Source organism: Sulfitobacter sp. SK012 (assembly GCF_003352085.1).
Taxonomy (GTDB): Bacteria; Pseudomonadota; Alphaproteobacteria; order Rhodobacterales; family Rhodobacteraceae; genus Sulfitobacter.
Map to the genome: position 1 here is coordinate 3726831 of NZ_CP025804.1, position 23397 is coordinate 3750227.

At 56.3% G+C, this 23397-nt stretch carries 22 protein-coding genes; 16 read left to right on the top strand and 6 right to left on the bottom strand.

The features are described 5' to 3' along the window. Window positions 1–63 precede the first annotated feature (63 nt). Entirely contained in the window at window positions 64–819 is a 756-nt protein-coding gene (locus tag C1J03_RS18205) for a sulfite exporter TauE/SafE family protein (protein WP_114887879.1), read from the top strand. A 100-nt stretch (window positions 820–919) separates the two neighbouring features. Here the strand turns inward: C1J03_RS18205 and C1J03_RS18210 are convergent, their stop codons facing one another. Then, window positions 920–1252, bottom strand: coding sequence for a hypothetical protein (locus C1J03_RS18210; protein ID WP_114887880.1), 333 nt, complete (start codon window positions 1250–1252; stop codon window positions 920–922). Between the two features lie 295 nt (window positions 1253–1547). Here C1J03_RS18210 and C1J03_RS18215 point away from each other — a divergent pair, with 295 nt between their 5' ends. The 14 genes from C1J03_RS18215 (at window position 1548) to lpdA (ending at window position 16417) form a co-directional block, all read left to right on the top strand. Continuing rightward, window positions 1548–2405 (top strand): HpcH/HpaI aldolase/citrate lyase family protein, encoded by an 858-nt coding sequence (locus C1J03_RS18215; protein ID WP_114887881.1) that lies wholly within the window; start codon window positions 1548–1550, stop codon window positions 2403–2405. A gap of 6 nt (window positions 2406–2411) precedes the next feature. Further along, window positions 2412–2969: an NnrU family protein gene (locus C1J03_RS18220; RefSeq protein WP_114887882.1), complete on the top strand. Its 558-nt coding sequence runs from the start codon at window positions 2412–2414 to the stop codon at window positions 2967–2969. A gap of 11 nt (window positions 2970–2980) precedes the next feature. Then, entirely contained in the window at window positions 2981–3184 is a 204-nt protein-coding gene (locus C1J03_RS18225) for a DUF1737 domain-containing protein (protein ID WP_114887883.1), read from the top strand. Between the two features lies 1 nt (window position 3185). Further along, a complete protein-coding gene (locus tag C1J03_RS18230; protein ID WP_114887884.1) occupies window positions 3186–4220 on the top strand; it encodes a MaoC family dehydratase in 1035 nt (344 codons plus the stop codon). Next, window positions 4217–4930, top strand: a complete 714-nt coding sequence (locus C1J03_RS18235; protein WP_162798587.1) for a DUF4344 domain-containing metallopeptidase — start codon at window positions 4217–4219, stop codon at window positions 4928–4930. The genes C1J03_RS18230 and C1J03_RS18235 overlap by 4 nt, the downstream gene beginning before the upstream one ends. A 188-nt stretch (window positions 4931–5118) precedes the next feature. After that, window positions 5119–6312 (top strand): ADP-forming succinate--CoA ligase subunit beta, encoded by a 1194-nt coding sequence (sucC, locus tag C1J03_RS18240; RefSeq protein WP_114887886.1) that lies wholly within the window; start codon window positions 5119–5121, stop codon window positions 6310–6312. Between the two features lie 73 nt (window positions 6313–6385). After that, window positions 6386–7021 (top strand): hypothetical protein, encoded by a 636-nt coding sequence (locus tag C1J03_RS18245; RefSeq protein ID WP_216825865.1) that lies wholly within the window; start codon window positions 6386–6388, stop codon window positions 7019–7021. Continuing rightward, a complete protein-coding gene (locus C1J03_RS18250) occupies window positions 7021–8220 on the top strand; it encodes a hypothetical protein (RefSeq protein ID WP_114887887.1) in 1200 nt (399 codons plus the stop codon). The genes C1J03_RS18245 and C1J03_RS18250 overlap by 1 nt, the downstream gene beginning before the upstream one ends. Window positions 8221–8279: 59 nt before the next feature. Continuing rightward, complete coding sequence (sucD, locus tag C1J03_RS18255) at window positions 8280–9167, top strand: succinate--CoA ligase subunit alpha (protein WP_114887888.1); 888 nt, start codon at window positions 8280–8282, stop codon at window positions 9165–9167. 533 nt (window positions 9168–9700) lie between these two features. Further along, on the top strand, window positions 9701–12655 hold the full coding sequence (locus C1J03_RS18260; RefSeq protein WP_114887889.1) for a 2-oxoglutarate dehydrogenase E1 component: 2955 nt from the start codon (window positions 9701–9703) through the stop codon (window positions 12653–12655). A 3-nt stretch (window positions 12656–12658) separates the two neighbouring features. Then, entirely contained in the window at window positions 12659–14161 is a 1503-nt protein-coding gene (gene odhB, locus C1J03_RS18265) for a 2-oxoglutarate dehydrogenase complex dihydrolipoyllysine-residue succinyltransferase (protein WP_114887890.1), read from the top strand. 94 nt (window positions 14162–14255) lie between these two features. Further along, window positions 14256–14519 (top strand): hypothetical protein, encoded by a 264-nt coding sequence (locus tag C1J03_RS18270; RefSeq protein WP_114887891.1) that lies wholly within the window; start codon window positions 14256–14258, stop codon window positions 14517–14519. Further along, a complete protein-coding gene (locus C1J03_RS18275; RefSeq protein ID WP_114887892.1) occupies window positions 14516–14911 on the top strand; it encodes an MAPEG family protein in 396 nt (131 codons plus the stop codon). The genes C1J03_RS18270 and C1J03_RS18275 overlap by 4 nt, the downstream gene beginning before the upstream one ends. A gap of 117 nt (window positions 14912–15028) precedes the next feature. Next, entirely contained in the window at window positions 15029–16417 is a 1389-nt protein-coding gene (lpdA, locus tag C1J03_RS18280; protein WP_114887893.1) for a dihydrolipoyl dehydrogenase, read from the top strand. A gap of 416 nt (window positions 16418–16833) precedes the next feature. On the opposite strand, the gene C1J03_RS18285 is transcribed toward lpdA, so the two are convergent. From C1J03_RS18285 to C1J03_RS18300, 4 genes are read right to left on the bottom strand one after another with little or no spacing between them, the layout of a single operon-like run. Further along, on the bottom strand, window positions 16834–17439 hold the full coding sequence (locus C1J03_RS18285) for a pyridoxamine 5'-phosphate oxidase family protein (protein ID WP_114887894.1): 606 nt from the start codon (window positions 17437–17439) through the stop codon (window positions 16834–16836). After that, on the bottom strand, window positions 17432–18166 hold the full coding sequence (locus C1J03_RS18290) for a lysophospholipid acyltransferase family protein (protein WP_114887895.1): 735 nt from the start codon (window positions 18164–18166) through the stop codon (window positions 17432–17434). Before C1J03_RS18290 ends, C1J03_RS18285 begins: the two co-directional genes overlap by 8 nt. Beyond that, entirely contained in the window at window positions 18163–19041 is an 879-nt protein-coding gene (locus C1J03_RS18295; RefSeq protein WP_114887896.1) for a cell division protein FtsX, read from the bottom strand. Before C1J03_RS18295 ends, C1J03_RS18290 begins: the two co-directional genes overlap by 4 nt. A gap of 26 nt (window positions 19042–19067) precedes the next feature. Next, the gene (locus C1J03_RS18300) at window positions 19068–19745 is read right to left on the bottom strand and encodes a cell division ATP-binding protein FtsE (RefSeq protein WP_114887897.1); all 678 of its coding nucleotides are present in this window, start codon (window positions 19743–19745) and stop codon (window positions 19068–19070) included. 165 nt (window positions 19746–19910) lie between these two features. Between C1J03_RS18300 and C1J03_RS18305 the strand changes: the two genes are divergently transcribed. Continuing rightward, window positions 19911–20735, top strand: a complete 825-nt coding sequence (locus C1J03_RS18305) for a zinc-ribbon domain-containing protein (RefSeq protein WP_114887898.1) — start codon at window positions 19911–19913, stop codon at window positions 20733–20735. Window positions 20736–20753: 18 nt separating this feature from the next. Here the strand turns inward: C1J03_RS18305 and C1J03_RS18310 are convergent, their stop codons facing one another. Next, on the bottom strand, window positions 20754–23360 hold the full coding sequence (locus C1J03_RS18310) for a TIGR02302 family protein (protein WP_114887899.1): 2607 nt from the start codon (window positions 23358–23360) through the stop codon (window positions 20754–20756). Between the last annotated feature and the right edge of the window lie 37 nt (window positions 23361–23397).

A 23397-nucleotide genomic window follows, 5' to 3' on the forward strand; every position in this document is an offset into this window, starting at 1 on the left:
CAACGGCCGAACCTTCATCTGTAGTGGTTGTGCTGAATAAAATTGGATTCTTTAGTAGATGACATGCTGACCCTCGATTGGACCTTCTTTGCTGTCGCTGTACCTGCGGTCATTTTTGCTGGCATTTCCAAAGGCGGTTTTGGCTCGGGTGCGTCCTTTGCCTCAGCCACGATACTTGCTCTGATCATCGAACCCGGCATGGCACTGGGGATCATGCTGCCGCTATTGCTGTTGATCGATCTTAGCGCGCTTGGCCCGTTCTGGGGTAAATGGGGGCGTCGCGAGGCGGTCTTGCTTATCGCAGGGGGCCTGCCGGGGGTTGCGTTGGGCGCACTTGTCTACCAACTGGCCACGCCTGATCTGTTGCGGCTCTTAATCGGCGGTGTGTCGTTGGGGTTTGTGTTTTGGCGCTTCGCGCTTAAGCGCGGTTGGATTCGCATTGCAACTGGCACCATGCCGGACTGGGTCGGGGGGCTGATGGGGGTATCAGCCGGCTTTACCAGCTTTGTCAGCCATGCAGGCGGGCCGCTTGCGGCGATTTACCTGCTGTCGCGCAACCTGAACAAAACGGAATATCAGGCGACTACCGTGGTCGTATTTTTGATAATTAACATCGCGAAATTTGTGCCTTACACTTTTTTGGGCATCTTTAGCGCGCAGACGATCTTGGCTGATCTGGTACTCGCCCCATTTGCAGTGCTGGGGGCATGGATTGGGGTGCGCGCGCATTTTTTAGTACCGGAGCGTCTGTTTTTTGGCCTTACTTACCAGCTTTTGATCATCACAGGCTGCAAATTGATCTGGGATGGGCTGACCTAGGACAAAGGTTAAACGCGCTTGTGACTGAAAACTACAACCGATGTGGTGCAGCGCCCCCCAAATGTAGCACCCCCAACAATCCCGGTGGTGTTGGGACGGCTTAAGCGTCAGTGCCTTTGGCGGGCAGCGCTTCGGCAATATGCTCGAACGATTTGCCAGAGGCGATCAGGCAAGTCACACCCGTCGGCATCGTCGCCGTGATGGTCCAAGACCCGGTATCATCAGAAGCGAAAACCTCAATCATGGAATTGTTGGCCCCAAGCCCTATCGATTGCCGCGATTCACCATGTTTCTCGGCAAGGCGGCTGACGATGGTTTCACGTGGACCACAATTGCGTGCGCGCTGAGCGGCGGCGTCTGTCGTTGTGGCAAGGACGAGTGCTGCCGCAGCGGTCAGGGCCACCAGGTGGAAAATCTTAGCGGTACGGTTCATATTAAGGGCCTTTCATTCGAAAAGGCGATCCCCGGTATTATCTGTCCGTTCGGTTTTGAAACAGACCCGGATGGCCTAGGTTATGTAGACGCTCCACACCTCGTCAGAGTGCCTCACTGGCCTCTTCAGTCTGTGCAACGTCTGAAACATGCGCCCCGAGACCTAAAATACTGGTTAATCAATCGTGCGCAGCTGCTTCCGGTCAAGTTTTGCTGCGGTGCGGCGCAATTGCTCTTGAAGTTTTCATCCCAAAATGCCCCTCTGCGCGCAAGATTATTACCAAAGGAATCTTCCTATGTCCGATGCGACCCGCCCGCTGCGCTCTGTCCTTTATATTCCCGGCTCCAAAACACGTGCACTCGACAAGGCGCGCGGCCTGCCAGCGGACGCGATCATCTTTGACCTCGAAGATGCGGTAACGCCTGAGGAGAAAATCGCGGCCCGTACAACCTTGGCAGATGCTCTCGCCACTGGCGGCTACGGCGCACGGCTCAAAGTTGTGCGGATCAACGGGTTGGATACGCCATGGGGCAATGATGACGCGGCAGCTGTCGCAAAGATGGGGGCCGACGCGGTTCTTTTGCCCAAAGTTGACTGCCCCGCTGATCTTGATGCGCTGGCACAGGTCACTGGCGGTCTGCCAATCTGGGCGATGATGGAAACCCCCCGCAGTATGCTGAATGCGCCGGCGATTGCTGCGCACCGATTGCTGTCCGGCATGGTGATGGGCACGAATGACTTGGCCAAAGATCTACAGGTGCGGTACCGCTCCGATCGGCTACCTCTGATGACGGGGCTTGGGCTGTGCGTTCTGGCGGCCAAAGCGGAAAACATCGCAATCATTGATGGCGTTTATAATGCATTCAAGGACGAAGATGGATTGCGCGCAGAGTGCGAGCAAGGCCGCGATATGGGTTTTGACGGCAAAACACTTATCCATCCCGCCCAGCTTGAGATCGCAAACCAAGCGTTTTCCCCCTCTGACGCTGAGGTCGATCTTGCCCGCCGCCAAATCGCCGCGTTCGATACCGCATCGGCTGAAGGCCAAGGCGTGGCCGTGGTCGATGGGCGGATCGTAGAGAATTTGCATGTTGCATCGGCCCGTGAAACGCTGGCAAAGCTGGAAGCTATTGCACGACTAAGCACGGAGTAATCTGCCATGACCCTACTAATACTCGGCCTGATCCTTTGGGTCGGCGCACATTTCTTCAAACGCCTGATGCCGGAAAAACGTGCCGCGATGGGCGATGCAGGCCGGTTGCCTGTGACCATCGGCATCGTGGTGGCGCTGTTGCTGATCATCATCGGCTACCGGATGGCAGAGTTCATTCCGGTCTGGAACCCGCCATCGTTCTTTACCCACATCAACAACCTCGCGATGCTGATTGCCTTGTGGGTCTTTGGATCGAGTGCGGCCAAAGGGGCCAAGGCGTGGCCCGCTTACACGCTGCGCCATCCGCAATTGGTCGCCGTCGCCTTTTGGGCCGTGGCGCATTTGTTGGTAAACGGGGATTTGGCGTCGATACTCCTTTTCGGGGCGATGTTGGCCTGGTCTGGTGTGACAATGCTGCTGATCAACCAGGCAGAGCCAGACTGGACACCGCCGCCGCCTGCAGGGCGTGCCACTTATATCCGCCTTGCCGTGATCGCCACAGTCCTATTTGTGATCATCTCGGGTGTGCATGTTGCCCTCGGCGTATCACCATTTCCAACCTGACCGGAGCCGCCATGAAGCTTTACCGATTCCTGTCCGAAGAGGACACATCCGCATTCTGCCACAAGGTTACAGAAGCCTTGAACAACGGTTGGGCGCTCCACGGCTCGCCCACGCAAACATGGGACCATACGGCTGGGATTATGCGCTGCGGACAAGCCGTCGTTAAAGACGTTGAGGGCAAATACACGCCAGACACAAAGCTCGGGGCGCATTAAGATGGCAGCCAAGACAAACGCCGGGCGCTTCTTTGAAGATTATACCGTTGGGCAAGTGATTAATCACGCCGTCCCACGCACGGTTAAGATGGGCGAGCGCGCGCTTTATCACATGCTCTATCCGGCGCGACATGCGCTCTATTCCTCGGACCAATTTGCGCAGGCTTGTGGACTGCCCTTCAGCCCGCTGGATGATTTAATCGCGTTCCATGTGGTCTTTGGCAAAACCGTCCCAGACGTTTCCCTGAACGCCGTCGCCAATCTTGGGTATGCTCAAGGGCGATGGCTAGAACCGATCTGGCCTGGCGATACGCTGCGCAGTGTGTCTGAAGTTATCGGCCTCAAGCAGAACTCAAATGGCAAAACGGGCGTGGTCTATGTGCGCACCACAGGGTTAAACCAGCATGACGAAAAGGTGCTGGAATACGTCCGCTGGGTCATGGTGCGCAAACGCGATCTGGATGCACCTGCTCCCAAGACGGTGGTCCCGAATTTGCCCAATGCGCTTAGCGTCGGGCAGCTGCGCATCCCCAAGGGCCTCGATTTCTCACGGTACGACTTTGAGCTTGCAGGAGAGCCACACCGCTGGGGCGATTATGAGATCGGCGAAATGATCGACCACGTCGACGGCGTGACGATCGAAGAAGCCGAACACATGATGGCGACGCGCCTGTGGCAGAACACAGCCAAGGTGCATTTTGACACATTGGCGCGGCCCGACGGGTCCCGCCTGATTTATGGTGGCCACGTTATTTCGATGGCGCGGGCACTTTCGTTCAACGGGCTAGCCAATGCGCAGATGATCGCCGGCCTCAACGGAGGGGCGCATGCCAATCCGTGCCTTGCAGGCGACACTATAAGGGCATGGTCTGAAGTTCTTGATAAAGCGGAGACCAAAGCACCGGGTGTTGGTGCCATTCGCTTGCGGCTGGTTGCAACAAAGGGCGGCGATCCATTCAAATTGAAAGGCGCGGATGGCAAATACCCACCTGATGTGCTGCTGGACCTCGATTATTGGGCACTGATGCCGCTGTGAAGCGGCTCGCACTCGCATTTAGCATGGCCTTGCCTTGCGGTGCCCTTGCGGATGAGGTGCAGGATGCATTTGTCGAAGCCAATCTGATCTCAGTCTTTTACCATGAGCTGGGACACGCGCTTATCGACGTGCTCGGACTGCCGATCATGGGCCAAGAAGACGACGCGGCAGACACCGCGTCGATCTTGCTGATCAACGCCACCTTCGATGACGATAGAGCAACTGAGATTGCCTATTATGCTGCAATCGCATTTGAGGCGGAATCAGCAACGGATTCGCCTGAAACAGCGTGGGATGTGCATGGGGCAGAATTGCAGCGTTTCTACAATCTGGTGTGCCTGTTCTATGGCGCAGATGTCGAAGACCGCGAAGATTTCGCCCGTGATCTGGGGTTACCGGAAGAGCGGGCAGAAACCTGCCAGGAGGAATTCGAGCTGGCGATTGACAGCTGGGGGCCTGTTTTTGATGAAATGGCGGAAAAGCGCGACGGCGAAACATTCCAATTCACCGAAGGCCAAAGCGGAATGGCGACCATTGTGATTGAGCGAGAGGTTGGTGCACTCAACACCCTGATGACCTTACCTGAGACCGTTACGGTCTCAGTTGTAACTTGTGGCGAGGCAAACGCATTTTACAACCCAGACGACAAAGCCATCACAATATGCTCCGAATTCGAAGACCATTTACTTCAAATTGCCCCAAACGACTGATTTTGCAGATTCTCAACATGTTTAGCAGGGTATCCAGAACGGCTTTGTGATCACAGGATTTAAACGTGTGATCACAAATGTCGGTTTTGGGTGGGAATCTTTTGTTACATGGGAAAAACTGCTAACTGAGCTTTAAGACTCCGTCGTATAACGCGACTTGACTGGAACAAAAAACGGGACCGTTTTTCATGAACATCCACGAATATCAGGCGAAAGCCCTCTTGCGTAGTTATGGTGCCCCTGTCTCTGACGGACGGGTTGTCCTCAAAGCCGAAGATGCAAAATCTGCCGCTGGCGAAATGGACGGTCCTTTGTGGGTTGTCAAAGCGCAGATCCACGCTGGTGGACGCGGTAAAGGGAGTTTCAAGGAAGCTGACGCAGGCGAACAAGGCGGTGTTCGGCTGACGAAGTCTGTTGAAGAAGCCGCGCAAGAGGCCAAAAAGATGCTGGGCCGCACGCTGGTGACGCACCAAACAGGCCCTGCCGGCAAGCAAGTCAACCGCATCTACATCGAAGACGGCGCAGGCATTGAAACTGAATTATATCTGGCCCTGCTGGTCGATCGCCAAACAAGCCGTGTAGGTTTTGTCTGCTCAACTGAGGGCGGCATGGACATCGAAGAGGTGGCTGCAAGCACGCCAGAAAAGATCATCAATTTTGCTGTCGACCCTGCAACTGGCTACCAACCATTCCACGGCCGGCGTGTCGCCTTTGCCCTAGGTTTGGAGGGCAAGCAGGTCAAGCAATGTGTGGGCTTGATGGGTCTGCTCTACAAAGCGTTCATGGAAAAAGACATGGAGATGCTTGAGATCAACCCGCTGATCGTCACAGACAGTGGTGATCTGAAAGTGCTGGACGCCAAGGTTAGCTTTGATGGCAACGCCATGTACCGCCACAACGACATCGCAGAACTGCGCGATGTAACCGAAGAAGACCCCAAAGAGCTGGAGGCGTCGAAATACGACCTCAACTACATCGCTCTGGACGGCGAAATCGGCTGCATGGTGAACGGTGCGGGCCTAGCGATGGCGACGATGGACATCATCAAACTTTATGGTGCCGAGCCTGCCAACTTCCTCGACGTGGGCGGCGGTGCAACCAAGGAAAAAGTGACGGAAGCGTTCAAGATCATCACCTCTGACCCACAGGTCAAAGGCATTTTGGTAAACATCTTTGGCGGCATCATGCGCTGCGATGTGATCGCAGAGGGCGTCGTTGCCGCGGTGAAAGAAGTTGGGCTAAAAGTCCCGCTTGTTGTCCGCCTTGAAGGCACCAAGGTCGCCGAAGGCAAAAAGATCATCAATGAAAGCGGCCTAGACGTGATCGCGGCGGATGACCTGAAAGATGGCGCACAAAAAATCGTCAAAGCGGTTAAAGGCTGATCAATTGTCGCGTCTTCGCACTAGCTCTACGGCTGTTTTCACCAATCTGCTCTCTGCTTTGCAGGAAGGATTGATGAAGCGACTCGGCTATTGTGCAGACGCCTCGATTTCGCTCAAGCTGGTTTGTTCCGGCTTGGGCAAGGCTCGGCAGACAAGTCAACAGACCGTTGAGGCTCGAGCGACGATTGGTTTAGCTTTCAAGTTCCCACACCAATTTGGCGCGGTGGCACTTTCATCACTTTTGCTGGTGGTGCCTCAATTTGGTACCGCGCAAGCGACACCTCACGCCGGCATCACAGCATTCAACAAATGGTGCTTCAAGGCGGGTCAGACCGAAGCGCAAGCGCGTCGCAATATGAACACTGACGAAGCACCTTTCTCGCTCACCTTTTGGGGCGATAGCCTTGCTCCACGTCCGCTTGATGCACCACGCGGTGTTGAGAGGCGTTGCGAAGTGACCTTTGACGGTGACCACAGCGATGCGGCGATCGCTGCGCTGCGTGCTCAAATGGCCCAGCCACCGGTTTTTGGAACGCCAATTTCTTTGCCCGACACTCATGAGATTGGTAAAGAAACCGCCTTGATCGAAGGCCGCGAATTGGTACGGGGCCGTGTCGCGGTCGTGCATGTTGGCACTCAAGATGGGCAAACCTTTATTGCTGTAGACCGGCTTTATGCTGGATTAAAACTGCAGGGGTCTAGTAACTGATGCGCGCGGTCTTTCATATCGGAAGGCCCAAAGTTGGCTCGACCTCGATTCAGAGTTTCTTGTATGCCAATACGAACGCATTGAGCAGAATGGGCGTTTTGTATGATCGGCTTGATCCGAACTACTCCAGCCAATGGGAACTGCCAATCGCGGCACTCTCTGCCAGCGGGATCCATATCCCTGACCCACATATCTCGAGGCTCTTGCAGATCGAAAAGCTGACCGAACAAGAGCGCTATGCTGAACAAATGGTCCGCAGGTTTGAGGCAAGCCTTGCCAAGAATAAAGCGGACAAAGATCTGTATGTAGCGTCCAGCGAACACGCCGCACATTATCTGCGCACACCGTCCGACGTGACTCGTTTTGACAAGCTACTTAGGCAGTACTTCGACGCACCCGATTACGTAGTCTATATCCGCGATCAAGTGTCACTCACGCTCAGCGCCTATTCTGAAATGATCAAACGCGGCGGTACAACAGCATTTCCTGAATATCTAAACAAGTCCCTTAGACAAAAGCGGTTCGATCACGCCCGGGTGCTGGCGCCTTGGATCGAGGCGGTCGGACCTGAGCGCCTCAAAGTAAGGCTTTTGGAGCGCGACGGCCTAGTGGGCGGAGATTTGATCGATGATTTCTGCGACAGCGCCGGGATCGACCCAACAGGACTTGAGCGCCCAACAAACGAAAATCCGTCCTTGTCCCGCGATGCTGCTGAAGTGATGCGGGTGTTGAACGGCTATCTACCCAGTTTGCTGGAAAACGGACGGCGCAACCCTTTGGCGAGGGGCCTGCTTGATCGGCTGATGACGCATTACGCAAACGAACCACCGCTGCAAATGAGCGTTGGTCGACGAACGCGAACCCAAACGGTTTATGCCGAGGGAAACGAAAGTGTTCGCGCCATGTTTTTTGCGGAGCGTACGTCTTTATTCACCCCGAAAAAAGATAGCCTAACCAACCCGCAGGTCACCAATTTCGATCCCGAGGCAACGTTACAAATTGCTCTGTCGATGCTGATTGCAACGCGTCAGGGCAAGATCGCTCCGCTTAGCGCGCGTGAACTACGGCGCGCGATATCGCTTGACCCTCTTACCGCCACACCTTCGGGCACTTCTCCCCAACGCGCCACGCTATATGACAGATGGCCCGTGCTCCGTTCCCCTCGTTTCCAACAGCTCAATCCTTTCAAACGCGGCTGACACCTGCCGCTTTCATCCCGCCCTTCCGGGGCAAAACAGACCAGAACAAGGACCGCATCATGGCCGTACTCGTAGACGAAAATACCAAAGTCATCTGTCAGGGGCTCACCGGCTCGCAGGGCACGTTCCACTCCGAACAGGCGATTGCTTACGGCACCAAGATGGTTGGTGGTGTGACACCGGGCAAAGGCGGGCAAACACATTTGGACCTGCCGGTGTTCAACTCGGTTCACGAAGCAAAGCACATGACTGAGGCCAATGCGTCGGTCATATATGTTCCGCCGCCCTTTGCCGCAGATTCCATTCTTGAGGCAATCGACGCCGAAATGGAGCTGATCGTCTGCATCACCGAAGGCATTCCTGTGCTCGACATGATGCGGGTTCAGCGCGCACTGCAAGGCTCAAAGTCTCGACTAATCGGGCCAAACTGCCCCGGTGTTATCACGCCTGACGCCTGCAAAATTGGCATCATGCCGGGCCACATCCACAAGCGCGGTTCTTGTGGCGTCGTCTCGCGTTCGGGCACGCTGACTTATGAAGCGGTAAAGCAAACCACAGATCTGGGTCTGGGCCAATCCAGCGCCGTAGGAATCGGCGGTGACCCGATCAAAGGGACCGAGCATATCGACGTCCTTGAGATGTTCTTGGCCGACCCCGAGACAACGTCCATCATCATGATTGGTGAAATTGGCGGTTCAGCCGAAGAAGAAGCGGCTCAGTTCCTGGCGGATGAGCGTAAAAAGGGCCGCTGGAAACCAACTGCTGGTTTCATCGCAGGCCGCACGGCCCCTCCCGGCCGCCGTATGGGTCACGCTGGCGCGATCGTCGCTGGCGGCAAAGGCGATGCAGAAAGCAAGATCAACGCCATGCGCGAAGCAGGCATCATCGTCGCCGACAGCCCTGCGACCTTGGGTGAAGCGGTCAAAGAGGCGATTGATAAGGCATGATCCGAGCGCTGGCATATGGTTCGAGAACAGCATGCTCCAGCCGTGGCGTAGAACGAGCGATGCCTTGGCGCGCCTCAAGACTACTGTCAGCACTCAACTTGCCCGCTTATTTTTGGCAAGCGCCTGCACGCCACAGATGGTCGAGGTCACTTTCCGTGATCCCGGCCCTCGGGGCGGGCAGGTTTTCTTACTCCCTGAAGGGAGTGCCCAAATAATGCGCAATCATTTCCGCGCTCTTTGCGCTTCGATCGATCCGGCTCACACAATTTACAACGCTTTAACAGCATGCACTCCTGATCCAACCGTGCAAGCCCAATGGCACCTGTATTGTAGAGGCTCCGTTGAGCCCGATGTAGCGCCTTCACCTCTGAAAACACTAAGTAGAACAAAGCGATGAGATATAATCTGCGCCTCGTTGCATCTGCCTATTTCACTACGCTGACATGCGTAGAAAGAAGCATACGATCTAATTTTACAAAACTCCGAATGCGCGAATTGGGCGCAAGTGGCCCCCACCCACAAGAGGTACTTCTATGACCGACCACCCAGCCAACGACCAGTTTCATGCCTCCTCCTTCATGCAGGGGCACAACGCGGAATATCTGGAACAGATGTACGCGCGCTATGCCAACGATCCCAATGCGGTCGATGAAGCATGGCAGGCGTTCTTCAAAGCGCTCGGGGACGAGGGCAGCGATGTCAAAGCTGAGGCCACGGGCCCTTCATGGGCACGCGCCGATTGGCCCCCCTCGCCCGGCGATGACCTAACTGCTGCGCTCACTGGCGAGTGGCCTATTGAGGCCAAAGCCGCGGGTGGCAAAATCGCTGAGAAGGCCGCCGCCAAGGGCGTAGAAATTTCCAACGATCAAATCCAACGTGCCGTGCTTGATAGTATTCGGGCGCTGATGATCATCCGTGCCTACCGTATCCGCGGACATTTGGCGGCGGATCTTGACCCATTGGGCATGCGCGAAACCGGCAAGTTGGCCGAGCTCGATCCAAAATCCTACGGCTTTTCGGATGCCGACATGGACCGCCCGATCTTTATCGACAACGTTTTGGGCCTACAAATCGCGACGATGCGCCAGATTGTGGACATCGTGAAGCGGACGTACTGCGGTACCTTCGCACTCCAGTACATGCATATTTCCAACCCCGAAGAGGCCGGTTGGCTCAAAGAACGGATCGAGGGTCTGGGTAAGGAAATCGCCTTCTCCCGCGAAGGGCGCAAAGCGATCCTCAACAAATTGGTCGAGGCCGAAGGTTTTGAGAAGTTCCTGCACGTAAAATATATGGGCACCAAACGTTTCGGCTTGGATGGTGGCGAAAGCCTGATCCCAGCAATGGAGCAGATCATCAAACGCGGCGGTCAATTGGGCGTTCATGATATCGTGATTGGCATGCCGCACCGGGGGCGTTTGTCGGTCCTCGCCAATGTTATGCAAAAACCCTACCGGGCGATCTTTAACGAATTTCAGGGCGGCAGTTACAAGCCCGAGGATGTCGATGGATCTGGGGATGTAAAATACCACCTTGGTGCGTCATCAGACCGCGAATTCGACGGCAATACTGTGCACCTTAGTCTGACGGCGAACCCGTCACACCTTGAGGCCGTAAACCCGGTCGTGATCGGCAAAGTACGGGCGAAACAAGACCAACAAGAAAACATCGACCGGACCACGGTTATGCCAATCTTGCTGCACGGCGATGCAGCCTTTGCGGGTCAGGGCGTTGTGGCAGAGTGTTTCGCATTGTCAGGCCTCAAAGGTCACCGCACTGGCGGCACAATGCATATCGTGGTCAACAATCAGATTGGCTTCACCACGGCCCCGCACTTTAGCCGCTCAAGCCCCTACCCCACCGACAACGCGCTGGTGGTCGAAGCACCGATTTTCCACGTGAATGGCGATGACCCCGAAGCGGTTGTTCATGCGGCACGCGTGGCGACGGAGTTCCGCCAGAAGTTCCAAAAAGACGTTGTGATCGACATCATTTGCTACCGCCGCTTCGGTCATAACGAGGGTGATGAGCCCATGTTCACCAACCCGGTCATGTACAAAAAGATCAAAACTCAGAAAACCACGCTGACCCTTTATACGGATCGTCTGGTCAAAGACGGGCTGATCCCGGAAGGCGAGATCGAGGACATGAAGGCCGCGTTTCAGGCCCACCTGAGCGACGAATTTGAGGCGGGCAAGGAGTACCGCCCCAACAAGGCCGATTGGCTGGACGGAAAATGGTCGCACCTGGACAAACAGGACACGAAGTACCAACGCGGCAAAACAGCCATCAATAAGGCAACTCTGAAAGACGTAGGCACCGCCCTGACTACGGCACCTGATGACTTTCCTTTGCACAAAACTATTGGCCGCCTTCTGGATGCTAAGGCTCAGATGATGAAATCGGGCGAAGGCTTTGATTGGGCGACAGCCGAGGCATTGGCATTTGGCTCGTTGCTGACCGAAGGCTATAAGGTGCGGCTTGCCGGACAGGACAGCACGCGCGGCACATTCAGCCAGCGCCATTCAGGGCTGATCAATCAAGACACTGAAGAACGCTACTATCCGCTCAACCACATCCGCGAGGGGCAGGCCGAGTATGAAGTGATCGACTCGATGTTGTCTGAATACGCGGTACTTGGGTTTGAATATGGCTACTCGCTGGCAGAGCCCAATGCACTGACCCTTTGGGAGGCGCAGTTCGGCGATTTTGCCAACGGTGCACAAATCATGTTCGACCAATTCATCAGCTCTGGTGAAAGTAAGTGGCTGCGGATGTCAGGCCTCGTCTGCCTGATGCCCCATGGCTATGAGGGCCAAGGGCCGGAGCATTCTTCCGCACGTCTGGAACGTTTCCTGACAATGTGTGGCGGTGACAACTGGATCGTGGCCAACTGCACGACACCAGCGAACTACTTTCATATTCTGCGCCGCCAGCTGCACCGCAGTTACCGCAAGCCGTTGATGTTGATGACCCCAAAATCCCTGCTGCGCCACAAAAAGGCTGTCAGCAAGGCAGAGGAATTCACCACTGGGTCAAGTTTCCACCGTGTCCTGTGGGACGATGCGCAACAGGGCAATTCCGAGACTGAATTGGTTGCCGACAACAAGATTAAGCGCGTCGTCATGTGTTCTGGCAAAGTGTATTTTGACCTGTTGGAAGAGCGCGACCAGCGCGGCATTACGGACGTCTACATTATGCGTTTTGAGCAATTCTATCCCTTCCCCGCGCAATCCGCGGTCAAAGAGTTGGAGCGGTTCAAAGGTGCCGAAATGGTATGGTGTCAGGAAGAGCCCAAGAACCAAGGGGCTTGGTCCTTCATCGAGCCCAACATTGAATGGGTCTTGGGGCGTATCAAGGCCAAATTCGGCCGACCCGATTATGCGGGACGTGCCACCGCCGCGTCACCCGCCACGGGTCTGGCGAGCAAACACAAAGCAGAACAAGCAGCCCTCGTTGACGATGCGCTGACAGTGAAAGGGAAATAAACCATGACAAGCGAAGTACGCGTACCGACGCTAGGCGAATCCGTGACCGAGGCGACCGTGGCGACATGGTTTAAGAAACCCGGTGATGCTGTGGCCGTTGACGAGATGCTCTGCGAACTGGAGACCGACAAGGTCACAGTCGAAGTGCCCAGCCCAATTGCAGGCACCATGGGAGATATCATTGCGGCCGAGGGCGAAACTGTGGGCGTTGATGCGCTCATTGCGACCATAAGCGAAGGCGCTGGCACTGGCGATGCCCCGGCCAAGGCCAAAGAAGCAGCCCCTCAAAAGGCCAAGACCGAAGCCACGAACGTTGATGTGATGGTCCCGACCTTGGGCGAAAGTGTCACCGAGGCAACTGTCAGCACGTGGTTCAAAAAGGTCGGTGATACGGTCGTTCAGGACGAAATGCTGTGCGAGCTTGAAACGGATAAGGTGAGCGTCGAAGTGCCCAGCCCTGCTGCAGGTACCTTGACCGAGATCATCGCCGAAGAAGGCAGCACCGTTGATGCCATGGCAAAGCTCGCGATTATCGCGTCGGGCGATGGTGCCGCTGCAGCAGTTGCACCCGCGCAAGAACAGGCACCAGCGGCGCAATCTTCGGGCGGCAAAGACGTCGAAGATGCACCCTCAGCCAAGAAAGCAATGGCAGAACAAGGCGTCAGCCGTGATCAGGTCACAGGCACCGGACGTGATGGCCGCATCATGAAAGAAGACGTGGCCAAGGCGATCACAGCAGGTACATCTGCTGCATCGGCTCCTGCGCCTGCGGCAACGCCTCGCGCACCAGTCACCGCTGACGATGCATCACGCGAAGAGCGCGTTAAGATGACGCGTTTGCGCCAAACAATTGCGCGGCGTCTCAAAGACAGCCAAAATACCGCAGCCATGCTGACCACCTATAACGAGGTCGACATGACCGAGGTCATGTCACTGCGCAACGAGTACAAAGATCTGTTTTTGAAAAAGCACGGTGTGAAGCTGGGCTTTATGTCCTTCTTCACCAAGGCCTGTGTACATGCCCTGAACGAAGTTCCTGAGGTCAACTCAGAGATCGACGGCACCGACATTGTCTACAAGAACTTCGTCCACATGGGCATTGCCGCTGGCACGCCCACGGGTCTTGTGGTTCCGGTTATCCGCGATGCGGATGCAATGAGTTTTGCAGAGATCGAAAAAGCCATCGCAGAAAAAGGTGCCCGTGCGCGCGACGGCAAGCTGTCGATGGAAGACATGCAGGGCGGGACGTTCACAATCTCCAACGGCGGCGTCTATGGCTCTCTGATGAGTTCACCTATTTTGAACCCTCCGCAGTCAGGCATCTTGGGTATGCATAAAATTCAGGACCGTCCGATGGCGATTGGCGGGCAAGTCGTGATCCGTCCAATGATGTATCTGGCACTCAGCTACGACCACCGCGTTGTCGACGGCAAAGGCGCGGTTACGTTCCTGGTACGTGTGAAAGAAGCGCTTGAGGATCCTCGGCGTTTGTTGATGGATCTGTAGACCAACAAAGGCTCAGCGGGCGCGGGCAACCAAGTGTGATATGATCACCTGGCGCGCCCGCGCCACCCCACTTGCCCTCCCAAGGAGCAATGCCATGCAATTGATCTGCTACCAAAACATCACCAGCTATGCGCCTTGGAAGGCCGCCTTTGACGCAGATGACGAGGCGCGACGTGACGCAGGCCTAACGGTGCTACAAATTTGGCGCGATGCGGACAGCGACACCCATGCATTTATCCTGCTGCAGGTCAGCGACCGCAGCCGCGCCCAGGCATGGATCGACCGCTCCGCCGCACTAAGCTCGGATGACGGCGCGACTGTGACGCATGCGACTGCCTATTTCATCGAAACCGCATGACCCCAGAACTCACCGCTCTTACGCTTGCGGCACTCCTGCAGATCTTGCAATTTATGCTTTACGCCATCCCTGCCAACTTGGAGCTGAGCCCCGGTTACACCATGTCGCCGCGCGATCGCGCCCCTTCGCGTGACCTCTCAGAACGCACAGCAAGGCTTGGCCGTGCATTTGGCAACCATTTCGAAGGGCTGATCCTTTTTGGCATTGCCGTTGGCGTCATCCAAATGTCCTCCCAAAACAGCGGCTTCACCGCCGTGATGGCCTGGATCTACTTGGCTGCTCGGGTGCTCTATATCCCTGCCTACGCGCTGGGTCTGAAACCTTATCGGTCTTTCATCTGGATGACCGGCTTTGTTGCCACGGCACTGATGCTGGTCGCCGCGCTTGTCTGACGTACATCCTTCCAGAAAAACTTCTGGGGCTGACGCTTGCGCCGGGAGGCCTGCCCCCCTACCCTCAAATCAACATGCGCGGTAAAATCATGCGCCTCACCACCAAGGAGACCCCCCATGTCCAGCTATGATGTTATCGTGATCGGCTCCGGCCCCGGCGGCTATGTTTCAGCAATTCGCTGTGCGCAGCTTGGCCTGAAAACAGCTTGCGTCGAGGGACGTGACACGCTGGGCGGGACCTGCCTGAACGTTGGCTGCATCCCCTCCAAGGCGCTCTTGCATGCATCGCATATGTTGCATGAAGCGGAACACAACTTCGCTGAGATGGGCCTTAAGGGCAAATCTCCTTCCGTTGATTGGAAGCAGATGCAGGCCTACAAACAGGGTACTGTGGACGGCAATACAAAAGGCATCGAATTCCTGTTCAAAAAGAACAAAATTGATTGGATCAAAGGTTGGGCGTCCATCCCTGAGGTGGGCAAGGTCAAGGTCGGAGACGATCTGCATGAGGCCAAAAATATCATTATCGCGTCAGGCTCTGTGCCGTCTTCCTTGCCAGGCGTTGAGGTAGACGAGAAAATCGTTGTGACTTCAACCGGCGCGCTGTCGCTGTCAAAGACGCCCAAGCGCCTTGTTGTGATCGGTGCGGGTGTCATCGGACTTGAGTTGGGCTCCGTCTATGCCCGTCTTGGCTCCGAAGTGACGGTTGTGGAATACCTTGATGCGGTCACGCCTGGCATGGACGCTGAGGTACAAAAGGTCTTCCAGCGGATGCTGAAAAAACAAGGTTTCAAATTCATCATGGGCGCTGCCGTTCAATCGACCAAAGCGACAAAAACCAAGGCAACGGTGACTTACAAGCTGCGCAAAGACGACAGCGAACACGAGATCGACGCCGACGCTGTATTGCTTGCAACGGGCAGGCAGCCTTACCACGACGGACTTGGTCTTGATGCGCTCGGGATCAAGATGACAGACCGCGGCCAGATTGCTGTGAACGACCATTGGGAGACCTCTATCAAGGGCGTCTATGCCATCGGCGACGTGATCGAAGGGCCAATGCTGGCGCATAAGGCCGAAGACGAAGGCCTTGCCGCAGCGGAGGTGATTGCTGGCAAACATGGCCACGTAAACTACAGCGTGATCCCGGGTGTGATCTATACGCATCCCGAAGTTGCCAATGTTGGCGAGACCGAAGAAACGCTCAAGAAAGCAGGCCGCGCCTATAAGGTTGGCAAGTTCAGCTTTATGGGGAATGCGCGGGCAAAAGCGAATTTTGCCGGTGATGGATTTGTGAAAATCCTTGCCGACAAAGACACCGATCGCATTCTGGGCTGTCATATTATTGGCCCATCGGCTGGTGATCTCATTCATGAGATTTGCGTCGCGATGGAATTCGGCGCGTCGGCGCAAGACCTTGCGATGACTTGCCACGCGCATCCAACCTATTCAGAAGCGGTCCGAGAGGCTGCCCTAGCCTGCGGCGACGGTGCCATTCACGCATAAGCTCAAGCTCGCGCGCCGATTTCTTTTGATTTTCGGCACGCGGGCCCCACTCCTTTTTTCGTCCCCAATTTCAAATCTGGCATACTGTAGGCTTCGTCTTGCTTGAGGCCTGCGATTTTGGACACATTGAGGGACTGCGATGAGACGATCAACAATTCGGATGTGATCTTTGGCGCACAGCCTGATCAGTCTGCTGCTGCTGCTGCTGCTGCTGCTGCTGCGAACCGAATTGTTATAGCTCAAGGCCGACAGAGGCTTTCGAAAAAAATCTTCGTTTTTGCATGACGAGACCACCCAAAAAAAGCGAGCCGATGCGGGGTGGCTTAGGTGTGAGAACAAATTTCAAGCACTTCACATTGATTGCTCTTTTGGTCGCCAGGTCATCAATATTATTAAGTTCTAAAGCTCGCCTACCACTACCACATGGTCTTGGCTGCGCGCGCGCCCCAAGCCGCATCATACTCGGCCCCACCTACCTCACCTAGACTAACTTCAGCCAAGATTTCTCCAGCTGAAGGCAAATCATCGCTCTGTTCCACATTTCCCCACGTGCCTGCGCGCAACAAAGCGCGCGCGCATTGGGTATAAACCTGAGCCACTTCAATCACGATAACAGTCGCGGGTTGGCGGTTCTTCTTTTCAAAACGCATCCGCAGATCGGCATCATCTGTTACCATGGCTTGGCCATTCACACGCACAACCGTGTTTGAGCCCGGTACGAGAAACATCAAAGATATACGACCGTCGGTTACGATGTTGCGCAACGTATCGAGCCGCTGATTGCCGCGCCAATCGGGCATCGCCAGCGTCTTTGCATCCAGTGGTAAAACAACGGGTCCATCATCGCCACGGGGGCTGCCATCGGTTCCGTCAGGCCCAACTGTGCTGACGATGCACAGGCGCGATGCCATGATCCATTTCAGGTAAAGTGGCGTCAGGTGATCCGCAACTTTGCGCAGCGAGGCGGCTCCGGGCGTTCCATAGAGCGCTTCTAAGGACGCGATATCTAAAATCTTACGCATCGGGCCGCTCAAATCCTGCCTCGTCCAGCAGCTTTTCAGAGGCCACCTCCACGCGTTCTTCTAGCGTGGCCATAAACGTTTCGCGATCAAGCCCCGGCTCTATCGGTTCCAGAAATTCGAGCACAGCCACACCCGGGCGCCGGAAAAGACCTCGGCGCGGCCAAAAGACGCCAGCATTGGTCGCCACAGGTATGCAGGTCTGGTTAAGCTGTTCATAGAGAACCGCAGTGCCGACTTTATAAGGCACTTTGCGCCCCGGTGCGACACGTGTGCCCTGGGAATAGATCACCAACTGGCCAGGTTCGCGTTGGCCCGCTTTTACATCCGCAACCATTTTGCTGATCGCTTTGCCGCGCTTGCCACGGTCCACGGCCACCATCTCCATCCGCTTTGCGTATTGCCCAATCACCGGCGTCCAGAGGATTTGTTTTTTCATAATGAACTTGGTGCGGGGCAACGCCGTAAAGATCATCATGATATCAAGAAACGATTGATGCTTGGACGCGACCAAGACCGCACCTGATGGAATCTTGCCGCGCACTTCGCAGCGCATGCCAATCATCCAACTCGCCGTCCAGAAGATATAGCGCGAATACCCCTTACAAGCGGCGTAAGCACCGCGTTTTGAGAACATTGCCCAAGGTGCATAGAGTAGGCCAATGATGGGCATTGCGATCGTTGCCTGCGCCGAAAACAAGATGGACCTGATCCACTGCAGAATGTTCATGCGAGGCTCTCCAATGTGCGGCGTGCAGCGAGGCGCGTTGCGATAAAGGCCACCAATCCGGCCAGAGGTGGGATCAAAAGTGGAACCAACCAGTGCCAGCCCTGAAAGCCGATCCCGGTCAGAAAGCTTGCTGTTTCTTCATTACCACGCGGCAGGGCAAACACTGCGATAAGGCCCAAAACCGTACCGCCCGCAGCCCCAACGAGCGCGCGCAGGGTGAAGCGACGGATAAAAGCCTGAGCGATATAGGCATCTGTCGCACCAACCAAGCGCAAGACTTTGACCACCTGAGCGTTTGCCGCCAAGGCCGCGTTTGCAGCCAATGTCACCATCGCCCCCATAACGGCGGCAATCAACACGATCGACAGCCAGCCCAGACTGCGCAACCGGTCCGCAGCATCGACCAAAGGAGCGCGCCAGCGGGTGTGGTCGTCTAAAACGGCACCGGGAACTTCGGCTGCTAAACGCAACCGCAAACCAGCGGCATCCATGCCTCCGTCTTCTTCAATCACTTCAATCAACCGTGGCACGGGCAGTGCATCCAGCGCCAGATCAGCTCCGAACCAAGGTGCCAGCAGCGCTTGTTGTTCTTCATTGCTTAGCGCGCGCGCGCTGGCGACACCCTTTGTTGTCTCGAGGATCAGCAGTGCTGCATCGGTCTGCGCTTGTTGCTGGTCCTGCGGCGCTGCGATGCGGATAGTCGCGGATTGAGCAAGCTCCGCTCCCCAACGCTGCGCCAATCGACCTGAGGCCAAAGAGAGAGCCAGCGCAAAAACTGCCAGAAAGGCCATTGCACCTGCAGCAAAGAGGGTCAGTTGTGCGGTAAAGCCCGAAGGCGGCACGACACGATCAGCTTGACGATCACCTGACAACATTCGGCGCAATGGGGTCAGCGCAGCCTTCACAAATCTGCCCCCGCAAGCTGAATGCGCCGATTTGCGATCCGTAACACCCGGGCTTGTACATGCGCCTTTGTCGCGCGAATGAGGCTCAGATCGTGCGTGGCAACCAAAACGGTTTTGCCCATGCGGTTCAGCTCGATCAATAGGCGCAGCAGTCGTTGCGACATCTCCCAATCGACATTGCCCGTTGGTTCATCGGCGAGCACCACGTCAGGTGACATGATGACCGCGCGCGCGAGGGCTGCTCGCTGACGTTCCCCTCCCGACAGCTCGTCTGGCAAAGCCCGAGCGCGATCAGTCAGACCCACCCACGTCATAAGGTCGCTCAGGTCTTCGCCACCAGCATCGGTGTCACGCCCGGACACGGCCAAAGGCAATGCGATATTGTCGGCAACAGGCAGATGGTCGAGGAATTGGCAATCTTGGTGGACCACACCAACCCGGCGGCGCATCAAGGCGATACCGTCGCGGTCCAACTCCCGAACATCAGTTCCAAAAACCCTGATCTGTCCAGCAGTTGGCAGGAGCGCGCCGTAGCACAGCTTCATTAATGTGGTTTTGCCCGCACCCGAAGGCCCCGTCAGGAAGTGAAACGATCCCGCAGCCAGCTTGAGCGAAATATCCGACAGCAGCTCGCCACCCCCATAGCTATAAGCCACATTTTCCAGCTCGATCACGCAGGGCCCCCATCCTGTTTGGCCTCTTGTGCCTCAGCAAAGTTCGGGTTTCAATGCATCTGAGCAACGCTTCAAGTCTTAGGTGTACTTTTAGTGTACAAACGATGACATTTGCTAAAGGTTAACGGTTAGAAATGAACAATCTTTAATGCAGCAGGACACGAGATGCGGCTGACTTGCCCGAATTGCGACGCACAATACGAGGTGCCGGACGAGGTAATCCCAACCACAGGGCGGGATGTGCAGTGCTCAAACTGCGGCCAGACTTGGTATCAACACCATGCAGATCATGCGCCGTCCGACGAGGACGACGAGGCTGAAGACATTTCGGCCCCTGCCCCGGACGAAGAAGTATCCCCCCCGCCGGAGCCTACGCCCCCCGCTGCCGAACCCGAGCGCAAGCGACTTGATCCAGCTGTGGCAGATATCCTTCGCCAAGAAGCGGAAGCCGAGCGCGAAGCGCGTACCAATACGCGTGACACCGCGACGCTTGAAACACAGCCGGAATTGGGTATCGACGACAGCGCGCCCGAAGATGACGCAGAGCGCCGCGCCCGCGAGTCCCGCACACGTATGGCTCGGATGCGGGGCGAAGATCCTGAACAACTTGATGACGCTGCAACCACGGCGGCTGCGCTAAATTCTCGTCGTGACCTGCTTCCGGATATCGAAGAAATCAATTCTTCGCTGCGATCTTCGTCCGATCAGGATGAAGGCGGGGCGAGTGATCAGACCCGTATCGATGCTCCAACCCATCAACGAAAAAAACGTGGGTTTCGTTCCGGGTTCATGCTGATTGTGCTGCTCGCGTTGATCCTCAGCGCTATTTATCTTTTTGCACCACAACTATCTGCGGCCGTTCCAGCGCTGGAACCCACGTTGACGCAATACGTAGCGTTGATCGATCAGGGGCGCGTCTGGCTGAACGGACAAGTGACGACGTTCCTGCAGTGGCTTGATGCGATGGCATCAAGTTCAAAACCCTCCTGAGCGGCAGCTTACTTTAACTCAGAACCGATCCAGTAGTCGGTTAAGGTAGTCACGCTCCACCTCGGGGCGGGCTGTCTCGCCTGAGCGGCGACGGATCTCATCCAGCAACTCGCGTGCGCGGCCATAAGCTTCATCGTTCAGGGTCAGATCATTATCGCTGCCTGACGCCCCGTTGGAGCCTTGCTCGCGGCCCAACGGATCCCGGTTGTCCCCACGGCGATCCGATTCCGCAGTGCCTTGGCCAGCCTGACGGTTCTGCTCTTCTTCCGCCATCGCTTCGCCAAGCGACCGCATGCCTTCACGCAAGGCCTCCATAGCCTGTGACTGGTTGTCGATGGCCTCGGCCAAATCCTGATTACGCAGCGCCTCTTCGGCTTCATCCATCGCATCACCCGCACGCCCAAGCGCCTCGCGGGCATCGCGACCTTCTTGCGTTCCTTGACCGGGAAGCTGTCCTTCTTGGCGGCTCAATTCATCACGAAGCGCTTGCTGCCGTTCGGCCAAACCCTGTTCTTGTCCACCGGCGCTGCCGTCTTGGCCTTGTTGGCCACCTTGACCGTTTTGCCCCTGTTGCTCGCCTTCTTGGCCTTGACCGTTCTGGCCCTCATGGCTTTCGCCGCGCCCTTGCCCACCATTGCGGCCTTCGTTTTGCTGGCTCTCTCCCGTCTGCGCATTGGGGTTGAACTGTTCTTGCAGATCGCGGAACGCCTGATCACTCAGCCCCTGCTGTTCACGCAGGGTTTCGGCAAGGTCCTCCATGGCCTGTTCGCCAGCCGACTGCCCGCCTTGGCCTTGCTGGCTTTCAGTGACGCGCATGTTCTCCATCAGCTCTTGCAGCTCTTTGAGCGCCTGTTCGGCCTCGGCCATGCGGCCTTGCTCCATCAGCTCTTGGATACGGTCCATCATGCGCTGCAGGTCATCCTGCGTCATCTGCATGGTTTCGCCCTGTTGTTGCTGGTTCTGTTCGCCTTCTTGCTCTTCGGCCTGCTGGCGTTGCAGCTGCTGCATGTATTCTTCGGTTGCGCGGCGCAATTCTTGCATCAACTCTGCGATTTCCTGATCCGAAGCACCATTTTTCATCGCCTCATTCAGTCGGTCCTGTGCACGTCGCATCCGTTCAAGCGCGTCCGCCAAGTCGCCTTCTTCCAATTCAAGCGCGAGGTCCCATAGCTCTTGCGCCAGATCATCTTGGACCTCTTCGTCAAGGCCATAACTGGCGCGCAACTCAAGCCGTGAGATCAGACGGTTCAGACGCAGTGCTGTGGTTTCAGAGCGAAAAATATCTTGGGGCAAATAGCTGATCGCGCGCAAAACTTGTGCTGTTTCACCCGCATTCGCGCGGCTCCAAAGCAGATATCTGCGCTGCTCAATCACTGCGGCCGCCAAAGGATCAAAAAATCGACGACCTGGTAACGTTATCTTGTTAGGTGCCGTCACCGCCTGCTGCTCTGCCGCGTCAAGCGCTGTAAGGGTGATGGTCACTGGCAGGTTCGCCCAAGGGTGCTCGGAGAAATCGTCGATCAGATTTTCCTCAAACGACGCGCGGTCCCCCGCAATTGGCATCGGTAAGGGGATAACAATTTCGGGCCGAACGTCAGGGTCAATGATCAGGCCGTACCGTCGATCCACCGAGGCGAGATCAAGCGTGATACGCGCCTCTCCTGCCTCAACCCCGTAGTCATCCTCTGCGGCAAAGGGCAAACGCATCTCGCCTAGGGCTGCCACTTCGGGCTGCCCAAGAATGCTGATTTTGGGGGCTTGATCCGCCATCACGCTTACATCCCAGCGTCGGCCATCTGGTCCGTTGATTGCAATTTCACCGTCCTGCAAAACCTTGAAATCTTGTGCAAGTTCTTGCGATTCCTCTAGTGTCGCCACCGCACCAGAGACGGTTTCTTCTAGCGCCAACGCCCCGACTTCGCCGTAAAGGCGCAGCGTCATCAGCGTGCCGACCGGCAGGCGCAGCACGCCTTCGTTGAGGTCATTGAGATACAGCGTTGGACGCCCGGTGTAGCGCGGTGGTTCTGCCCAGCCTTCCCAAACCGGCCCACTTGCCAACCCGCCCGCACCGGGTGCCATTTCAGTCACGCTTCCAACACGCCAGATCGATCCAAAAAGCAGAGCGATGCCAAAGGCAAGCACCGCCACATAACGCAACGCATAAGGATCGCGGTCCGAGACCCGCAGATCGCCCGGCACGGCGCGCGCAGCCTCAGCCCGCGACGCCATTCTCTGTTTATGGGCGCGCCAAACATCGGCTGAGGCATCATCCTCAGCGCCAATCGCTTGAACGTCCAAAAGTGCGGTGATTGGCCTGCCGGGCAGGCTCGCATCCAACCGGGCCATTGCGGCACCCTTTGATGGGATCCTGAACCGACGCAGGCCGTAAACCAGCGCGCCAATTGCTGCCGAAATGGCCACAACGAACGCGGCCCAAACCGCTTCGATCGGCAGTGTTTCGTGCAGTCCCAGCATCAGCGCCGCCAACGACAACAAGCATACGGTCATCAACGGCCACAGGCTTTGAACCGCAGCTTCGGCGAACATACCCAAACGTGTCCAACGCAGCGGCCAGCGCACGGCGGCCATTGCGCGGCGTAGATCGTTGGGAGTGAATGTCGCCATGAGGAACCTTCGTTTTGGGCAGCCTAGGGGCGGAGCG